General features: G+C 42.6%; 19 protein-coding genes. 16 read left to right on the forward strand and 3 right to left on the reverse strand.

The annotated features are described in order from the left end of the window. Positions 1-192: 192 nt before the first annotated feature. Positions 193-636: an ATP-binding protein gene (locus MC7420_RS17580; RefSeq protein WP_232231726.1), complete on the reverse strand. Its 444-nt coding sequence runs from the start codon at positions 634-636 to the stop codon at positions 193-195. 216 nt (positions 637-852) lie between these two features. Between MC7420_RS17580 and MC7420_RS17585 the strand changes: the two genes are divergently transcribed. Further along, the gene (locus MC7420_RS17585) at positions 853-1,992 is read left to right on the forward strand and encodes a PP2C family protein-serine/threonine phosphatase (RefSeq protein WP_006102059.1); all 1,140 of its coding nucleotides are present in this window, start codon (positions 853-855) and stop codon (positions 1,990-1,992) included. Between the two features lie 505 nt (positions 1,993-2,497). Here the strand turns inward: MC7420_RS17585 and MC7420_RS17590 are convergent. Then, a complete protein-coding gene (locus MC7420_RS17590; RefSeq protein WP_006101943.1) occupies positions 2,498-2,824 on the reverse strand; it encodes an STAS domain-containing protein in 327 nt (108 codons plus the stop codon). A 414-nt stretch (positions 2,825-3,238) separates the two neighbouring features. Between MC7420_RS17590 and MC7420_RS17595 the strand changes: the two genes are divergently transcribed. Together MC7420_RS17595 and MC7420_RS17600 are read left to right on the forward strand one after the other, a co-directional pair. Next, positions 3,239-4,339 carry a saccharopine dehydrogenase family protein gene (locus MC7420_RS17595; RefSeq protein WP_006101913.1) on the forward strand — a complete coding sequence of 367 codons (1,101 nt, stop codon included), beginning with the start codon at positions 3,239-3,241 and terminating at the stop codon, positions 4,337-4,339. A 347-nt stretch (positions 4,340-4,686) separates the two neighbouring features. Beyond that, on the forward strand, positions 4,687-5,157 hold the full coding sequence (locus tag MC7420_RS17600) for a hypothetical protein (RefSeq protein WP_006101888.1): 471 nt from the start codon (positions 4,687-4,689) through the stop codon (positions 5,155-5,157). Positions 5,158-5,613: 456 nt separating this feature from the next. Here MC7420_RS17600 and MC7420_RS17605 read toward each other — a convergent pair whose 3' ends face one another. After that, on the reverse strand, positions 5,614-5,892 hold the full coding sequence (locus MC7420_RS17605; protein WP_006102076.1) for a GNAT family N-acetyltransferase: 279 nt from the start codon (positions 5,890-5,892) through the stop codon (positions 5,614-5,616). Positions 5,893-7,008: 1,116 nt separating this feature from the next. Here MC7420_RS17605 and MC7420_RS17610 point away from each other — a divergent pair. From MC7420_RS17610 to MC7420_RS17670, 13 genes are all read left to right on the forward strand, one after another. Continuing rightward, positions 7,009-7,479, forward strand: a complete 471-nt coding sequence (locus tag MC7420_RS17610) for a hypothetical protein (protein WP_006101855.1) — start codon at positions 7,009-7,011, stop codon at positions 7,477-7,479. 223 nt (positions 7,480-7,702) lie between these two features. Next, on the forward strand, positions 7,703-8,074 hold the full coding sequence (locus MC7420_RS17615; protein ID WP_006102107.1) for a roadblock/LC7 domain-containing protein: 372 nt from the start codon (positions 7,703-7,705) through the stop codon (positions 8,072-8,074). A gap of 842 nt (positions 8,075-8,916) precedes the next feature. Continuing rightward, positions 8,917-9,471 carry a protoglobin domain-containing protein gene (locus tag MC7420_RS17620; RefSeq protein WP_006102031.1) on the forward strand — a complete coding sequence of 185 codons (555 nt, stop codon included), beginning with the start codon at positions 8,917-8,919 and terminating at the stop codon, positions 9,469-9,471. Positions 9,472-9,528: 57 nt separating this feature from the next. Beyond that, on the forward strand, positions 9,529-9,900 hold the full coding sequence (locus MC7420_RS17625; protein WP_006101972.1) for a roadblock/LC7 domain-containing protein: 372 nt from the start codon (positions 9,529-9,531) through the stop codon (positions 9,898-9,900). A gap of 270 nt (positions 9,901-10,170) precedes the next feature. Further along, positions 10,171-10,701, forward strand: coding sequence for a GTP-binding protein (locus MC7420_RS17630; RefSeq protein WP_006102090.1), 531 nt, complete (start codon positions 10,171-10,173; stop codon positions 10,699-10,701). A gap of 178 nt (positions 10,702-10,879) precedes the next feature. Next, positions 10,880-11,377, forward strand: coding sequence for a hypothetical protein (locus tag MC7420_RS17635; protein ID WP_044208008.1), 498 nt, complete (start codon positions 10,880-10,882; stop codon positions 11,375-11,377). Between the two features lie 167 nt (positions 11,378-11,544). After that, positions 11,545-11,916, forward strand: coding sequence for a roadblock/LC7 domain-containing protein (locus MC7420_RS17640; RefSeq protein WP_006102091.1), 372 nt, complete (start codon positions 11,545-11,547; stop codon positions 11,914-11,916). Positions 11,917-12,189: 273 nt separating this feature from the next. Continuing rightward, positions 12,190-12,687 carry a hypothetical protein gene (locus tag MC7420_RS17645; protein ID WP_006102092.1) on the forward strand — a complete coding sequence of 166 codons (498 nt, stop codon included), beginning with the start codon at positions 12,190-12,192 and terminating at the stop codon, positions 12,685-12,687. 69 nt (positions 12,688-12,756) lie between these two features. Then, positions 12,757-13,128: a roadblock/LC7 domain-containing protein gene (locus tag MC7420_RS17650; protein WP_006101996.1), complete on the forward strand. Its 372-nt coding sequence runs from the start codon at positions 12,757-12,759 to the stop codon at positions 13,126-13,128. Positions 13,129-13,567: 439 nt separating this feature from the next. After that, a complete protein-coding gene (locus MC7420_RS17655; RefSeq protein ID WP_006101853.1) occupies positions 13,568-14,083 on the forward strand; it encodes a hypothetical protein in 516 nt (171 codons plus the stop codon). Positions 14,084-14,174: 91 nt separating this feature from the next. Beyond that, positions 14,175-14,546, forward strand: coding sequence for a roadblock/LC7 domain-containing protein (locus tag MC7420_RS17660; RefSeq protein ID WP_006102075.1), 372 nt, complete (start codon positions 14,175-14,177; stop codon positions 14,544-14,546). Positions 14,547-15,279: 733 nt separating this feature from the next. Continuing rightward, positions 15,280-15,795: a hypothetical protein gene (locus MC7420_RS17665; protein ID WP_006101955.1), complete on the forward strand. Its 516-nt coding sequence runs from the start codon at positions 15,280-15,282 to the stop codon at positions 15,793-15,795. Positions 15,796-15,885: 90 nt separating this feature from the next. After that, positions 15,886-16,257, forward strand: coding sequence for a roadblock/LC7 domain-containing protein (locus MC7420_RS17670; protein ID WP_006102054.1), 372 nt, complete (start codon positions 15,886-15,888; stop codon positions 16,255-16,257). Positions 16,258-16,308 lie beyond the last annotated feature (51 nt).

Raw genomic sequence — 16,308 nt, forward strand, 5'->3', positions numbered from 1 at the left:
GAGCAGATAGAGCAATTGAAGGTAAAGCCTAAACAGTAACCCAGCTTGAGAAGCTGGGTTTTCGCTTATCAGAAAGCCGATCAATTTTTTCCCGGTCTCTTTGCCCCAGACGTAGACGACCACGTCTGAAATATGCACCCTGCACCTGGTATCCCCGTTCCCCTGCTTCCCGACACCGGGCTGCCGGGATTTTTAATAAAATTTAACAATCGTCAAACAGTTGCGGTTATCATCCATGCGTGTATAACTGAGCTTATCGGCAATTTTTTGCATGATAGCCAATCCTCGCCCTCCTTCCGCCTGATCAGCAGGCAAGGACGACGGAGTTCGGAGCCGCCGTTCAAAATCAAAAGGCGCTCCACTGTCCCAGACCCGTATCTCTAGGCGTTGGGGCGATTGCCCCAGAATTACCTCAACCTCAATGGAAACACTGGGCGGCAGGTCTTTGTGGGCATATTTCACCGCGTTAGTGTATCCTTCCGCAAGCGCTAGTTTGCACTGTAACCAGACTTTTGTTTCGATTGAGGAGGGGTGAAGCTCCCCAAACCAGGATAAAACCTGGTCTAACGCATTCAGGTCGGAAGGAAATTGCTTGCTAAATGTTTGAAGCTCTCTCAACTGTTCAAAGCCTTTCACATCAACGACATCAAAGCCAGAATTAAAATGAACAGATACTCCCTGTGAAAAAATCCAGTCTACCCTAGATTTATCCCTTGCTCTACCATTTATTCACTGACCTTGCGATCTTTATCACTTTCTCATGAAAGTACCCATAGCTTCATCGAGTCTTCCTTCTTGTTGTAAGCGCGTGCATCTGCAATCTCCTTGAGTGACTTGTATTATCTCGATGCCATGACCCAAATTCTAATTATTGATGACGACCCTGCCATTCAAATACTGCTGAAACGGACGCTTCATAACCAAGGTTATGACGTCACCATCGCTAGTAACGGCGAAGAGGGTCTTGAACTTGTGCAGCAGTTGCGTCCGGCGTTGGTCATTTGTGATTGGATTATGCCAAGGATGAACGGACTAGAAGTCTGTCGTCAAATTAAGGCAACCCCAGCACTATCAACCACTATGTTCATTTTGCTGACATCTCTCGGTTCCGTTGGCGATCGCGTCAAGGGACTGGATGCTGGGGCAGATGACTTTATCTGTAAGCCAATCGAAATCGCTGAGTTGCAGGCGCGAGTACGTTCCGGCTTGAGATTACATGAACTAAGCCGCGATTTGCAGCACCAAAAACAGTTGCTAGAAATGGAACTCGCAGAAGCGGCGGAGTACGTCCGTTCTATTCTGCCAGACCAGATGACTGAACCGCCTGTGACTATTGACTCTCGATTCATTCCCTCTCGGCAATTAGGAGGTGATGGCTTCGATTACTACTGGTTAGATTCAGAACACCTGGCAATTTATCTATTAGATACGGCTGGGCATGGCTTGAGAGCCGCCTTACCAACGCTTTCGGTGTTAAATCTATTGAGATCACGCACCCTGCCGAATATTGACTATTACCAACCCAGCGACGTTCTGCGAGGATTAAACCAGACCTTTCAAATGACAGCACGCAACGATAAATACTTTACCATCTGGTATGGAGTCTATAATCGGACAAAGCGTCAACTTGTTTATGCCAGTGCTGGACATCCACCGGCGGTCTTATTCTCGGGTAAGCCATCCTCTAGTCGGGAGGTCAATCTCTTGAAGACAACGGGACTGCCTGTGGGTATGCTGCTTGAGGCTGAGTATGTTGATGATAGCTGCGACGTCAGCGAATCCAGTTCCCTTTACATTTTCAGCGATGGGATTTACGAGATTCACCAACCTGATGGTAATATCTGGGGACTTGACTCATTCGTCAAACTTCTGGGTGAGTGTAGAATAGATAGCTCGTGTAATCTAAACTCGATCTTAGAGGGCGTTGACATATTAAACCCCAAAGACTTTTTCGATGATGATTTGTCTTTGCTAGAAATTAACTTTGACTAGATAGGCTCCCCGACTTCCTAAGCTGGCGAAGGAACGGCTGACGTCGGGGTTTCCCGCTCTCAATTTGGGTTGACCCCCATTCAGCGACCACCCCTAAAAAGGTGGCGTGGTGAGGAATCCCTGTGCGTTCACGCCAGGGAGGATGTCAATCTCCCCTTTAAGTTATAGCAACCGCCATGGCTGTTAGGACACATCATTTATGTAGAGACGCGCCATGGCGCGTCTCTAACCAATGGTGCCTCAACAAAACCTTGATATACCGTAGGGTGCAGCATACCAGTCAGCGCCATTCGTATTAAGTTTTGTAAATACCCCTCAAACCTTTACACAAACGGATTGGGTATCAGCCATAGAACCCCATATTTGCATAGAAGAATTTCCCGCCAAGGATTTGCATTCCTGGCGGGTTGTTACTAAAAGGTGATCAGTGACTTAGGAGCTTAACACTTTCCCTTCCGCACGGGGATTCTTACTGGGTTTCGCCAAATTGGGCTAACCCAGAGAATTATGCACTAGAAGAGACAGCCTCCTCAAACGCTTCTCGTGTGGGAAAGATTTCAAACACCCGATCCATGCTTGTCAGTTCAAATAACATTTTGATCTGTTCGTTGACTGAGCAAACAAAGAGCTTTCCCCCAGCAGCACGAACGGTCTTAAGGGCAAGAACCAGCGCCCCTAAGCCCGAACTATCCATAAAGGTAACGTCTTGAAAATCAATCAATACGATGTCGGCATTCGATTGCACAAGGTCGCTAATCTCTTGACGAAATTGACCGGCTTTTGTGCCATCTAAGATACCAGAGGGTTGAACAACTTTAACCACAGGACTCATATACTACTTATGACTGCCGATTACAGAAATATCCAGACCTTGCCAGTATAGCCGCGACAATTCAAATCAGCCAAACTTTTGGACTGAGAAGAGGTGTCGTTTTTAGGCAGTTTTTATCCTCTGGAGAGATTATAGAGATATCTCTCGGGAGTAACTTCATTCTGTTTTCCTTGGATCAGCTATCTGCATTGGTCAGGGATGGAATGTATCTCAACTTGGGCGGAGATACGTCACTCCTTACCGAGTCCAGCCGTATCCATCCGGATTTTTTCGGTAAGCACATTTACTATAACTTATCAACAGACCATATTTTGACGTTTGAATGGATAACTTTGGACTCCCAGGTAGCGGCAACCTTGATCTCAGGGGTAAAGGACTTGGTAAGCTTCAGTAAGGATATTACTAAATTGGGCAATGACAGACCGAGTTTTGATTCTGGGAGGACGAGGACGTATCGGCAGCAATGTTATGCAAGATCTGATTGCCCATACCCAAGTACAAATTACGATTACAGGGCGTCACCGGACATCGGAGACAGCATTTTCGCCGCAGGTGCAGTTTCTCACCCTAGATTTAGCCGATCGCGATGGGTTGAGGGATGCGATCGCGTCTCATAATCTGGTTATCCATTGTGCGGGTCCTTTTCTCTATCGAGACGCCTCGGTTCTCGAAACTTGCATTGAGATGGGCGTAAATTATCTGGATGTGAGTGATAATCGCGCCTTTATCCACAAAGCCTTCCCCTATCACGAAGCAGCGGCGGCGGCGGGTGTCACGGCGATTATCAATACCGGGGTTTTTCCGGGAATCTCCAATAGCATGGTGCGTCAGGCGGTTGAACAATTGGATCAGCCGGAAACCATTCACCTGAGTTATGGTGTAGCCGGTTCCGGTGGGGCTGGCGTCACCGTGATGCGAACCACGTTTCTGGGGTTAACAGAACCCTTTGAGGCGTGGATTAATAACCAGTGGCGTCAGGTAAAACCCTATAGCGATCGCGAAACGGTTCATTTCCCCCAACCTTATGGCAAAGTCGGCGTCTACTGGTTCGATATACCTGAAACTGTTACCCTTGTCAACTCCTTCCCCGTGAAAACGGTGATCACCAAGTTTGGCTCAATTCCCGATATTTATAACCACCTCACCTGGATCACCGCCCATCTGTTTCCCGCCGATTGGTTAAGGAAACCCGAAAATATCGAGTATTTGTCCCAACTCAGCTACCGCATGACCCAATTTAGCGATCGCATCAGTGGGATTGGAATTGCCATTCGCGCCCAAGTCACAGGTTACCAGGCTGGCAAACCTGTCACTGTTATCTCAACCTTGGTGCATGAAAATACGGCAGCAGCGGCTGGTGCATGTACAGGCAGTATTGCCCAGTTTATACTAGCAGGTCAACTCAGTAAACCGGGTATTTGGTCAGTTGAACAAGCGCTGACAACGGAATTATTTGAACAAGCGATGCAACGCCGAAATATCCAAATTTATTCGCAAACGACCCCACTGACCTAAAACTTGAACGTTATTTGTTAGAGTTGATATATTTTTGGAAACTTGCGGGGAAACGAATTATTCAATTTGTATTATTTTGCACCTAACAATATTTCGTTTTATTTTTTTGATTGATAGAACCAGAAAATGTTGGGCTTTTTCCGGAGTTTTAAGCTAAGCTTAGTATGGTTTAAAAGTATTACAGATGTAAAAATGAGTGTAAACTCTTGAGAGTTTCTTGATGTTTAGGCTTGGTTGTTAATCATACCTAAACATCAAGAAACTTATCGACTTACTTCTGTATAACTAAACACCTAGATAAATGAAGAACACATCTCATTAATCTATCCTAAAAGTAAGGAGCAAATATGTTAGAAATAAAACGCGATAAACTAGGACAACTCAGCAGCATTGAATCCTTCCGAGCGATTGTGGAAGGCATGACAGACGCTTTAGGAGACAAGGCTACAGCCGTAGCACTGACTTCTGCGGGTCGGAAGCACGGTAAGGAAGTTGCTGCAAAGTTGGGCTTCAACGGTTCCGAACAAAACTTAGATGATGCCGCCAAACAAATCACGGAACTTTTGGGAGAAAAAGGTTCTCGTCTTTGTATCATTGATCGCATTGTTCGGGACGGTGATTCGATCAAAGTCTATGCCTTAGAAACCCTCTGTGCGATCGGTGGAACCGAGGAAAGTCCTCCCAAGTGTACCTTTACACTCGGTTTAGTCTGGGGAGTCTTAGGTGAACTACTCCAATCGAAACTGAAGGCAAGTCAAACGGAATCAGTACTCCGGGGTGACAGTTACGATTTGTTTGAGTTTACTGTACTCACCTAATGTGTAAAAAGAGCGGCTTTTTATTTTTTTAAATGATAATTTAAAAGAAAAAAGCCGCCGTTAGTAGAGACGTAGCATACTACGCCTCTACATTATTTATTGGTATGTAGAAGCGGAAAAAGATAAGGTTTTTTACCAAATTGTAGGGGCGCACCGATGTGCATTGGTGTCAACTTAAGCTCAACCCCTCTCCCACGCCGGGGAGAGGGGAGTAAGAGAATCTGGTTCCTCTTCTCCCCAGGGTGGGAGAAGGGGTTAGGGGATGAGGGGGGAATTTTTGAGCAGTAAATAGACATAGCTGAAAACCTTACCAGCATTGGTTTTCGACCTTAAGTTGACACGGATGACCGATGTGTGCACCTAAAACCCGCAAAATCTATTCCCCAATTTTACACGCCACTATAGAAAACCCTCTTGCTACTGGCGTAAGATCTCAGTATGACCCGAATGCAACGGTTAAAACGTTAAAAGCATTCTGTCTCTGTTTAAGACAAATCCTTTCTTTTTGTACCAATCTACGATAAAAGGAGTCTTAGTTTTGATCGGAGTTAGACGTATTCCTTTAACGCCTTGGCATTTAAGTTGAGCGATGGCTTCGTTTAAAAGCTGATTTCCGAATCCTTTACCTCGACAGTTAGGCTTAACTTCGATGAGATTAATGACACCAAACCCATCGGGAGCGATGCTAAACACGATTTCCCCGACAATCTCGTTTTGGACGATTAATTCAAACATAATTCACCTTACCGCTGAATCGCGGCGTTGTATTAACCTGAGTTCGATGCCAAAGGCTGATAACGTAATGAGGTGGGATACAGGTTACAGGGTTTTCCGAAAAATGAACACCTGTAGCGACGCTGAACTCAGAGGTCTTGGCTAAATTCAAGTGCGCTGCACTAGCTAGTTTTTCTACAAATCCTGGGCTGTATTGCTGAAGACACTCAAAATTCTTAGGATTGTCTCAGTTTTTGCCCTGATGGTTGATTTACTCTAATCAACAGATTTTAATGAGTCTTAGGACTATTCTTTTTTGAATAGATTCTCCTTAGCAAATCTGAAAGATGGTGTCAAGTTTTCGAGGCTAAATTCCATGATTCAGAGAAAAATAGAGAGTTGTTTTATCCTTTTCAACACATGTCTATATTATAGCTTACTTATTAGCTTATATGGGTTGAGTCCGTGTCAAGACTTGCCAAATGTATTGCATGTAATACAATTGAACAGAGAGAGAATTTCAGTAGAGCGAAACGTTTTAGATAAGAAGTACACAGGGACGGACTCAAGAGCAGTGGTGTCAAGTTAATGAAAGCCATGTTCCAGACCTGTCATTGTGCTATGGCTAGCAGGGGGTGCATACTCAAGTTGCCAATTCATCATTCTTAGTGCAAGCATCTTGACCACTTTTTCTTAGGGACTTGCAGGTTAATAATGTATCCACTAAGTTTCACTGGATTGTTGATACAGCTTTCTTCACGGAGACTCTATCTATTTTTACGCAAATATGAGTATCTAGATTTTTATATTTATTTTATATTTTGAAGTAAAATTCTTTTTAAAATGAATTTTTTAAAAAAATAGGGGACTATACTAATTGTAAATAACAGAACTATCAATGTCTAGATGGGCAAAAAAAACATATAAGTTTCCGGATTGCATCAATTCAATCGGTATAGTATTCATAGAAACAGCAGGGTAATATGTCTAAAACCAGCTAAATATCTATATTCAAGAATTTATTATTCAAGAAATTCTTGAATTAATGGTAATTTAACTGGCTATAATTTCCTTGCTAAATACCTTATTGGTTGATGAAGTGTTCCAACTCTATGTTGTCAAAAATAAGGAGTCAACGTGTTAGAACTCAAACGAGATAAATTAGGACAATTCAGCAGTATTGAATCCTTCCGGGCGCTGGTTGAAGGGATGAGCGATGCCTTAGGTGAAAAAGCGACAGCCGTTGCTCTGACGGCGGCTGGTCGTAAGCATGGGCAAGAACTAGCGGGAAAGTTAGGGTTCAAAGGGACGACCCAAAACTTGGAAGATGCAACCAAGCAAATCGCCGAAGTTTTGGGTGAAGAGGGCGCTCGTTTATGCATCATTGACAAGATCACCCAAGAGGGCGACACTGTCAAGGTTTACACCAAAGAAACCCTCTGCGCGATCGGCGGAACTGATGAAGAACCTCCTAAATGTACTTTTACCCTCGGTTTAGTTTGGGGCGTTTTAACCGAACTGCTTCAGCAAAAAATAAAGGGTTCACAAACACAATCAGTCCTTCGAGGTGACTCTTACGACCTGTTCGAGTTTATTACTGTTGAGTAATTCGACAAAAAGCAGCTAATGAGGATTGCTCTGCTATCACACTCGGCAAATCTTCTCTTAGCCGCCATTTCATTTGCTCATCGTGAGCTGACTGGGTAGCCTTACCGTTTGGGCTAAAACCCAGAAGTAGGTAGCTATAACATCGAACCAGTCAGCCATGCTTGTCCTAGTTACATGAACTTAACTTCATTGTCCTCTATTAACGTTAAGGAGAAACACAAAAATGGGAATCAATACTCAGAAACTGAGTCACCTGGTTCAGAATTTTGTCTCAACGACAACTGACGTGCTAGGTGCTGCAATTGTCACGCCGGATGGTTTACCCCTGGCGTCTAGCTTGCCCGGATCAGTGGCTGAAGAGCGTATCTCAGCAATGTCCGCCACCATGCTGTCTCTGGGTGAACGGATTTCCAAAGAACTCTTGGGAGGTCAAACCAGTCGCATTTTAGTCGAAGGTGATGACGGCTACAGCATTATGACCGATTGCGGTCCAGAAGCCGTATTCATCGTTTTGGCTGGGAAAGATGCCAAACAAGGCGCTCTCTACTTAGATATAGGTCGAACTGTTACCCAGATTAAAGTCAGTTTGGGCTAGTTCGGTAAGTCTCTTACCCACACCCTGACTTTTTCCAGGATACTGCTGGTCAATTAACTGGGGCGTCAGACCCCTCCCTCGCCCTCCCCTACAAGGGGAGGGAAGCGGAATATATTCTTTCTTTGGAGGGGCTTTCAGGCTTCCCCTTCTGTGCAAAAAAAGCGAAGTGTCCTTAAATTATGATCACAAATAATAAAAATATACATAAGCGAAACTGTATATCTGGAGACAAGACTAGAGATAACCACAATACTAATTTGAGCTAACGCTCCGGACTTATCTGCTAACTCACGAAAAAAGGTAATGTCAGGAACGTTATGTCATTTGTCCTTTGTCATTGGCAAAGGTTTGAGGCAGATTTAGTTTTTGTAGCCATGTTAAGCTGTTCGGCATTTAAACCTTAATATTAGTAATGGCGAAAGCCTTGTAGTGCGTTTAGCGAAGCCATGCCGCAGGCTTTAGCGAAGCCATGCCGCAGGCTTTGCATCTTGCTCGCTACTAATACCCAATTTAAATGCATGACAGCTTAGTGTTAACACAGCATTAGTTTAGGCTGATAAAGTTCGGCATTAGTCTAGCAATATACGATAGCATTCATTCTATTTGCCATCTATTTTCTAACACTTGAATATCCTTGAAGTCAATTACAGTTCTAAGGGTGCGTTATATTCATTTTATTTAAATGCCATACTTTGCTTTTTATTTGGCATTTAAATAAAATGTGCTGCTTAATTTTATGGTCAAATTTTTTCACAAAATCAACACAAAAAAATATGGACAAACGTAAAAATAATTTGTTATCAATGAAGAAGATTAAAAATTCATGCTGGTAGGAGAAAACTATGGCTTTAGATGCTCATGCATTTATGGAAACAATGGCAAAGCGTATTAGCTTTACCGATGAAGACAAAGCAATCCTCAAAGCTAACGCAGATTGGGGTAAAGACATCGCTCCAGAAATGGCAGATCATTTCTATGCCTATTTGGGACGAGATCCAGAAATGAGCGAAATTTTAAATGCCAAAGAAGGACGGATGCATCGCCTACGTGAAACCTTTACTCAATGGTTTTACGAAATGTTTACAGGTATAGATGATTGGGGTAATGCTTATGCCGATCGCCGCTGGCGAATTGGTTTAGTGCATGTGCAGATTGGCATTGGACCGCAACATGTGGTTCCAGCCATGGCAATTGTGGTTAATGCTGTAGGTCAAAAGCTAAAAGAGGCAGACAAAAATGAAGAATTACGGGATGCCCTCAGTCTAATTTGCATGATTGATCTGGCATTTATTGAACAAGCCTACATTGAAGTCACGTCAGCCGCTGTACTTCAAGAAACTGGCTGGACAGAAGGCTTATTCAAACGCCTCATTTCCACAGGTGCAGCTTCGATGTAACTCAACGCTTAACTGTATTAGCAATCTCTCAAATTTCAGCAGGAGTACAAACAATCAATGGCGATCAATTCTGAAAAATTAGGACATATTCTCAAGGATTTTGTCTCGGCGACGAATGATGTTGAAGGTGCTGCTATTGTCACTCCAGATGGTTTACCTCTGGCAACTACTTTGCCTAGTAATATGGATGATGAACGGGTATCAGCCATGTCTGCGGCGATGCTATCTTTAGGGGAACGAATTGGTAAAGAACTGGTTCGAGGTGCAATTGATCGCATCTATGTTGAAGGTAACCAAGGCTTGAGTATTTTGACCAGTTGTGGTGAAGATGCTGTATTTCTCGTTTTAGCCACTCAACAAGCTAAACAAGGACTTTTGATGTTGGAAATAAAACGGGCGCTTGGTGACCTTAAGTCTATCTTGATGTAAAGCAAATAACAATTGTCAGGCACTATTTAAAAGTCTTTAATTAACTGCAAAAAAGCAATAAATATCCTGACATTACTCAATTATACCCTTGACAGCATTTTCTGTTTTTCCTTACAAATCAAACAATGAAAGTATTCTTTTAGTTCAAGATAATCGTGATTTAGCTTTTGGATTTATGGAGGTCAATAAAACAACTTTATGTAGTAATTATTTATGATATCGTTATGCCACATAATAAAACTAACAGCAAAAAATGATCAAATAATTTTTATGAAAAATATACGTATAGTCATAACTGGAACTGTAGGAGCAGGTAAGTCTACTTTTGTACGTACAGCTAGTGAAATTGATGTTGTAGAAATAGAACGTAAGGTTAGTAATTCGGAAATAGAATCCTCATTTAAGGATAAAACTACCGTTGCGTTTGACTTTGGTAAATTGGTTTTAGATGCCAATAAAATCTTACATATATATGGGACTCCCGGTCAAACCCGCTTTGATTTTATGTGGGATATTTTAATTAAAGGGGCTGATGCTTATATTCTACTGGTGAAGGCTAATCAAGCAGATAGTTTTTCCTACGCTAAAGATATTTTAGCGTTTATGAACGATCGCGTTCAAGTACCGATGGTTATTGGTTTAACTCATACTGATTGTTCGGGGGCTATACCGACAGAAGAAATAGTCAAACATTTAGGCATTTTAAATGCTAAAGATTGTCCAGCTATTTTGAAGGTTAATCCTCGACTAAAAAATTCGGTTGTAACTGCACTAAATGTTTTAATAAATAAAGTTATTTAAATGAACTTGCAAGCCATTTTCTAAACTTACAATATTATCATAAAAGTATTTGATTTGCCTTTAATAAAACTTAAAAATACTTTTATAGAGAAATATCTGATATGATGCTTTTAATTGAGAAATAGTAAATAGAAAGTTAACCGATTACAGTCAAATCAATACAACTAAGGAGATGGATATGGCAATTGCACAGAATGAACTACGCCAAGAACTTGGAGACTTTAGCAGTATTATTTGCCTCAAAGCCATTATTACTGGTGTTGAAGAAGCTTTAGGCGATAAAGCTACCGCAATTGCACTAATTTCTGCGGGTCGTCAACGGGGCAGAATGTTAGCTGAAAAGCTTGGATTAGTGGACAAGGGCAAAGAAGTTTCTTTAGCAGATGTGACCCAAAAAGTTCAGTACGCTTTAGGTAAAGAGGGGACTCGCTTGTGCGTGGTTGACAAGATCATCCAGGAAGACGAAGGATATAAAGTCTATACTCACGAAACTGTTTGTTCAGCAGGTGAACCTCAAGGCTCGTCTCGTCAATGCACATTTACGATGGGGGCAATTCAAGGGTTTCTTGAAGCCTTTTTAGGTAAGCGTTTACGGGGAACTCAGACTGAATCAACATTACGGGAAGGAACTCACGACGTTTTCGAGTACAAGATTTTAGGCGCTGTCCAAAAATAATCCGGTTTTTGCAATTGGATTGTACGAGTACAGAATAGCGTCAATAAAATAAATACGCAAAAAAGCTGAACATCGTCATGATTTGAGTAAAGGCGTTCTCTGAGAACGTCTCTACATGACGTTTGCACAAAGGAGATTATTGAATCAATTTAAGCAAAACGACGGCTATGGCGATTAATCCTTACAAATTAGGGCGTATTTTACAAACCTTTGTAAGCAATACCCCTGATGTGCAAGGTGCAGCAATGATTACTCCTGATGGTTTACCCATAGCTGCTAGTTTGCCAGTTGATATGGATGATGAACGGGTATCGGCAATATCAGCAGCGATGTTATCTCTGGGTGAGCGGATTGGTAAGGAACTGGCTCGGGGAACTATTGCTCGCATTTCTGTCGAAGGTAACTATGGCTTAAGTATTTTAACCAGTTGCGGGGAAGATGCTGTTTTTCTGGTTTTAGCCAGAAAAACAGCTAAGCCGGGACTGTTGAAATTAGAAATCAAACGAACGATTACTCAATTTAATTTATTTTTGCCGTAAAAATTATCGCTTGACAATATTGCATTGGTGCAGGCATTGATTGCGCCAATTAATTTATTTTTTTCTTAAAAATATACTCAGCCATAGACTTTATATATGCTTCATAAAAACATCATAGAAAACTACAGACATTTTCATAATTAATTGCTAAAACAGAAGTAGGGATTATTACCTAAAACTAACCCTAAAAATTAGCTGTATAGAAATATTATTTTTATACAGCTAAACAAACTATCAATGTCAGAATTTTTAGCATCAAATGAGGAAAATATTATGGCAATTGCACAGAATGAAATACGTCAAGAACTGGGAGACTTTAGCAGCATTGTTTGCTTGAAGGCAATCGTTGTCGGTGTCGAAGAAGCGCTGGGCGAAAAAGCTGCCGCGATCGCGATGATTTCTGCGGGTCGCCAACGAGGTAAAAAGCTAGCCGAAGATCTGGATTTGGCGGGCAAGGGTTCCTCGATGTCCCTGGAAGATGTGACGGTAAAAATGCAGGAAGCCTTGGGCAAAGAGGGAACTCGTTTGTGCGTCATTGACAAAGTTACCCAAGAGGGTGATATCTACAAGGTTTATACTCACGAAACTGTTTGTTCAGCCGGCGAATCTCAAGGCTCATCACGGCAATGTACATTCACCATGGGGGCAATTCAAGGATTTCTCGAAGCATTTTTAGGTAAGCGCCTACGGGGAACTCAATCTGAATCCGTCTTACGGGGTGGCAATTTTGATCTATTAGAGTACGCCGCTCTTCCTGCAGTCAATCATTAAAAGGGTTCAAGTTTTCGTTCAGTATCTATCGCGATAAAGACTATTTGAAATTGAACAAGGAGTATGACAATGGCTATTAATGCCGAAAAACTAGGAATGATCATCAAAGATTTTGCTTCAGCCACCTCTGATGTTGAAGGAGCAGCAGTTGTCACCCCCGATGGTTTACCTCTGGCGACGACTTTACCCAGTGGTATGGATGACGAACGGGTTTCTGCGATGTCTGCGGCGATGCTTTCCTTAGGTGAACGGATTGGTAAAGAATTAGTTCGCGGTACAATTGACCGGATCTATGTCGAGGGTGCAAAGGGCTTTAGTGTCTTGACCAGTTGTGGTGAAGATACCGTCTTTCTGGTGCTGGCGACTAAAGCGGCAAAGCAAGGACTGTTGATGCTGGAAATCAAGCGCACCGTTGGTGAATTGCAGATGGTTCTGTCGTAATTGACACCTAGCTGATCAAACAGAGGCAGAAGGCTCTCTTGTATGTAGGGTGGGCAATGCCCACCTTACTGCGGATGGTTCTGTCGTAATTGACACCTAGCTGATCAAAGAAAGGCAGAAGGTTCTCTTGTATGTAGGTGGGCAATGCCCACCTTTACTCCCTATAGATAGCGTTTAAACTGTCAAAATGATTATTTTTAATAAAAAAATAACTTTAATTATTGAAAATTACAACCAGAGTTAATTTGATTATAAATTCTATAGTTAATGAATTTAAAAAATCCTGAATATGCAGACATATTAAAGATAAAGTGCTACAACACAAATAGAAAACATTTACTGGAACTACTCCCAGTATTTGGCTGTTAAAACATAGTTTTGCCTGAACAGCTAAACTCTTAATGCCAACAAATCTTGTTCATTAAATGAGGAAAATACTATGGCAGATTCAGCGAAAGATCCACGTCAAGAATTGGGAAACTTTGGCAGCATTGGAGAAATGAAGGCAATCGTTAGCGGTATCGAGGAGACCCTGGGTACAAGAGCCGCTGCGATCGCAATGCTTTCTGCAGGTCGCCAACGGGGTAAAGAGCTAGCCAAAAAATTAAATTTGGTAGACCAGGATGCCTCCGTCTCCCTGGAAGAAATTACCGAAAAAGCCCAGCTAGCCTTGGGCAAGGAGGGAACCCGTTTGTGCGTCATTGACAAAATTATCAAAGAGGGCGATGTCTACAAAGTCTATACTCGCGAAACTTTTGACTCCTTCGGTGAAATTCAAGGCTCAACTCGGGTAGCTTCTTTCACCATGGGGGCGATTCAAGGGTTTCTCGAAGCCTTTCTGAATCAGCGTTTGCAGGGAACTCAAATTGAATCACTTTTACAAGGGGGTAGCTGTGATCTGTTTGAGTACGCCATTATGGGTGAAATCAACAGGAATGTTCGTCCTGAACTCTAAGAGTAACAGCGTCGAGGGGAAGAGGAAAAATCTCAGCTTTGAGTATCTATGTACTGCAAAGACTGTTGGAAATTAAACAAGGAGTATCAAAATGGCGATTAACGCCGAAAAACTAGGAATGATCATCAAAGACTTTGCTTCAGCAACCTCTGATGTTGAAGGAGCCGCAGTTGTCACCCCCGATGGTTTACCTCTGGCGACGACTTTACCCAGTGGTATGGATGACGAACGAGTTTCTGCGATGTCAGCGGCGATGCTTTCCTTAGGGGAACGGATTGGTAAAGAATTAGTTCGCGGTACAATTGACCGGATTTATGTCGAGGGTGCAAAGGGCTTTAGTGTCTTGACCAGTTGTGGTGAAGATACCGTCTTTCTGGTGCTGGCGACGAAAGAGGCTAAACAAGGACTGTTGATGCTGGAAATCAAGCGCACTGTTGGTGAATTGCGGATGGTTTTGTCGTAATTAGTTGACACACCTAGCTGACCAAAGAAAGGCATAAGGCTCCCAGGCTGTCTTAACCTCTCAATCACCATTTGTAGGGACAGGAAATTTCCTGTCCCTACTGGCGTGGCACAGCTAAAATTGTGGGATAAATCTTATCATTGAATCGGGCGCAAGTCCTTGCGACCCTACAGTTTATGGGTATAAGCGTCATCTATAAAATTAGGTGTGCCACGCCACTACTGTTGAGATTACAAATTAAACAAACTATCACTAAGATTAATTGATTCTGGATTTATTTTCAGTAAATTTGCATCACAATATTATCTTGGGAGCATGTCAACGTAAGTAGATTTGCCCCTTGGAACCTAGGCGAAGCTTTCTCGTACTCGCCATGGAGAACCCAAAGGGTAAAGTAACCCAACGGGTTACTGTCGGGTAACGCTTACGCTATACCCAATCTACAAGAACATTTTGTGCTGTCCCTGACAGGCTTCCATCATCTTCTTGGCATTTATTGTTTTACAATTAATAATTTTAGTTATTAATTTATTTTTTTATGGTCAAAACAATTCTCTGGTGACTTAATTAAGAAAGTATTTGTTATTCCTATATTTCAGTTATTTACGGATATAATAAAAGCAGGGATTATTTACCAAGCCACTCACAGAATTTGGCTGTTAAAACATATTTTTGTCTGAACAGTTGAACTCTTAGTTACAACAAAAATTGAACATCAAATTAGGAAATTACTATGGCAGATTCAGCGAAAGATCCACGTCAAGAACTGGGAGACTTTGGCAGCATTGGAGAAATGAAGGCAATCGTTAGCGGTATCGAGGAGACCCTGGGTACAAGAGCCGCTGCGATCGCGATGCTTTCTGCAGGTCGCCAACGGGGTCAAGAGCTAGCCAAAAAATTAAATTTGGTAGACCAGGATGCCTCCGTCTCCCTGGAAGAAATTACCGAAAAAGCCCAGCTAGCCTTGGGCAAAGAGGGAACTCGTTTGTGCGTCATTGACAAGATAATCAAAGAGGGCGATGTCTACAAAGTCTATACTCGCGAAACCTTTGACTCTTTCGGTGAAATTCAAGGCTCAACTCGGGTAGCTTCTTTCACCATGGGGGCGGTTCAAGGGTTTCTCGAAGCCTTTCTGAATCAGCGTTTGCAGGGAACTCAAATTGAATCACTTTTACAAGGGGGTGGCTGTGATCTGTTCGAGTACACCATTATGGGTGAAATCAACAGGAATGTTCGTGCTGAACTCTAAGAGTAACAGCGTCGGGGAAACAGGATAAATCTCAGCTTTGAGTATCTATATACTGCAAAGACTGTTGGAAATTAAACAAGGAGTATCCAAATGGCGATTAACGCCGAAAAACTAGGAATGATCATCAAAGACTTTGCTTCAGCAACGTCTGATGTTGAAGGAGCAGCAGTTGTCACCCCCGATGGTTTACCTCTGGCGACGACTTTACCCAGTGGTATGGATGACGAACGGGTTTCTGCGATGTCTGCGGCGATGCTTTCCTTGGGGGAACGGATTGGTAAAGAATTAGTTCGCGGTACAATTGACCGTATTTATGTAGAGGGTGATCAGGGTTTGAGTATCCTCACCAGTTGTGGTGAAGATACCGTCTTTCTAGTTTTGGCGACTAAAGCGGCGAAGCAAGGACTGTTGATGCTGGAAATCAAGCGCACCGTTGGTGAATTGCAGATGGTTCTGTCGTAATTGATACCTAGCTGACTGAAGAAAGGTAAAAGACTCCAGGAATGTAGGGTG

It is taken from the genome of Coleofasciculus chthonoplastes PCC 7420 (genome assembly GCF_000155555.1).
In the GTDB taxonomy this organism is placed as follows: domain Bacteria; phylum Cyanobacteriota; class Cyanobacteriia; order Cyanobacteriales; family Coleofasciculaceae; genus Coleofasciculus; species Coleofasciculus chthonoplastes_A.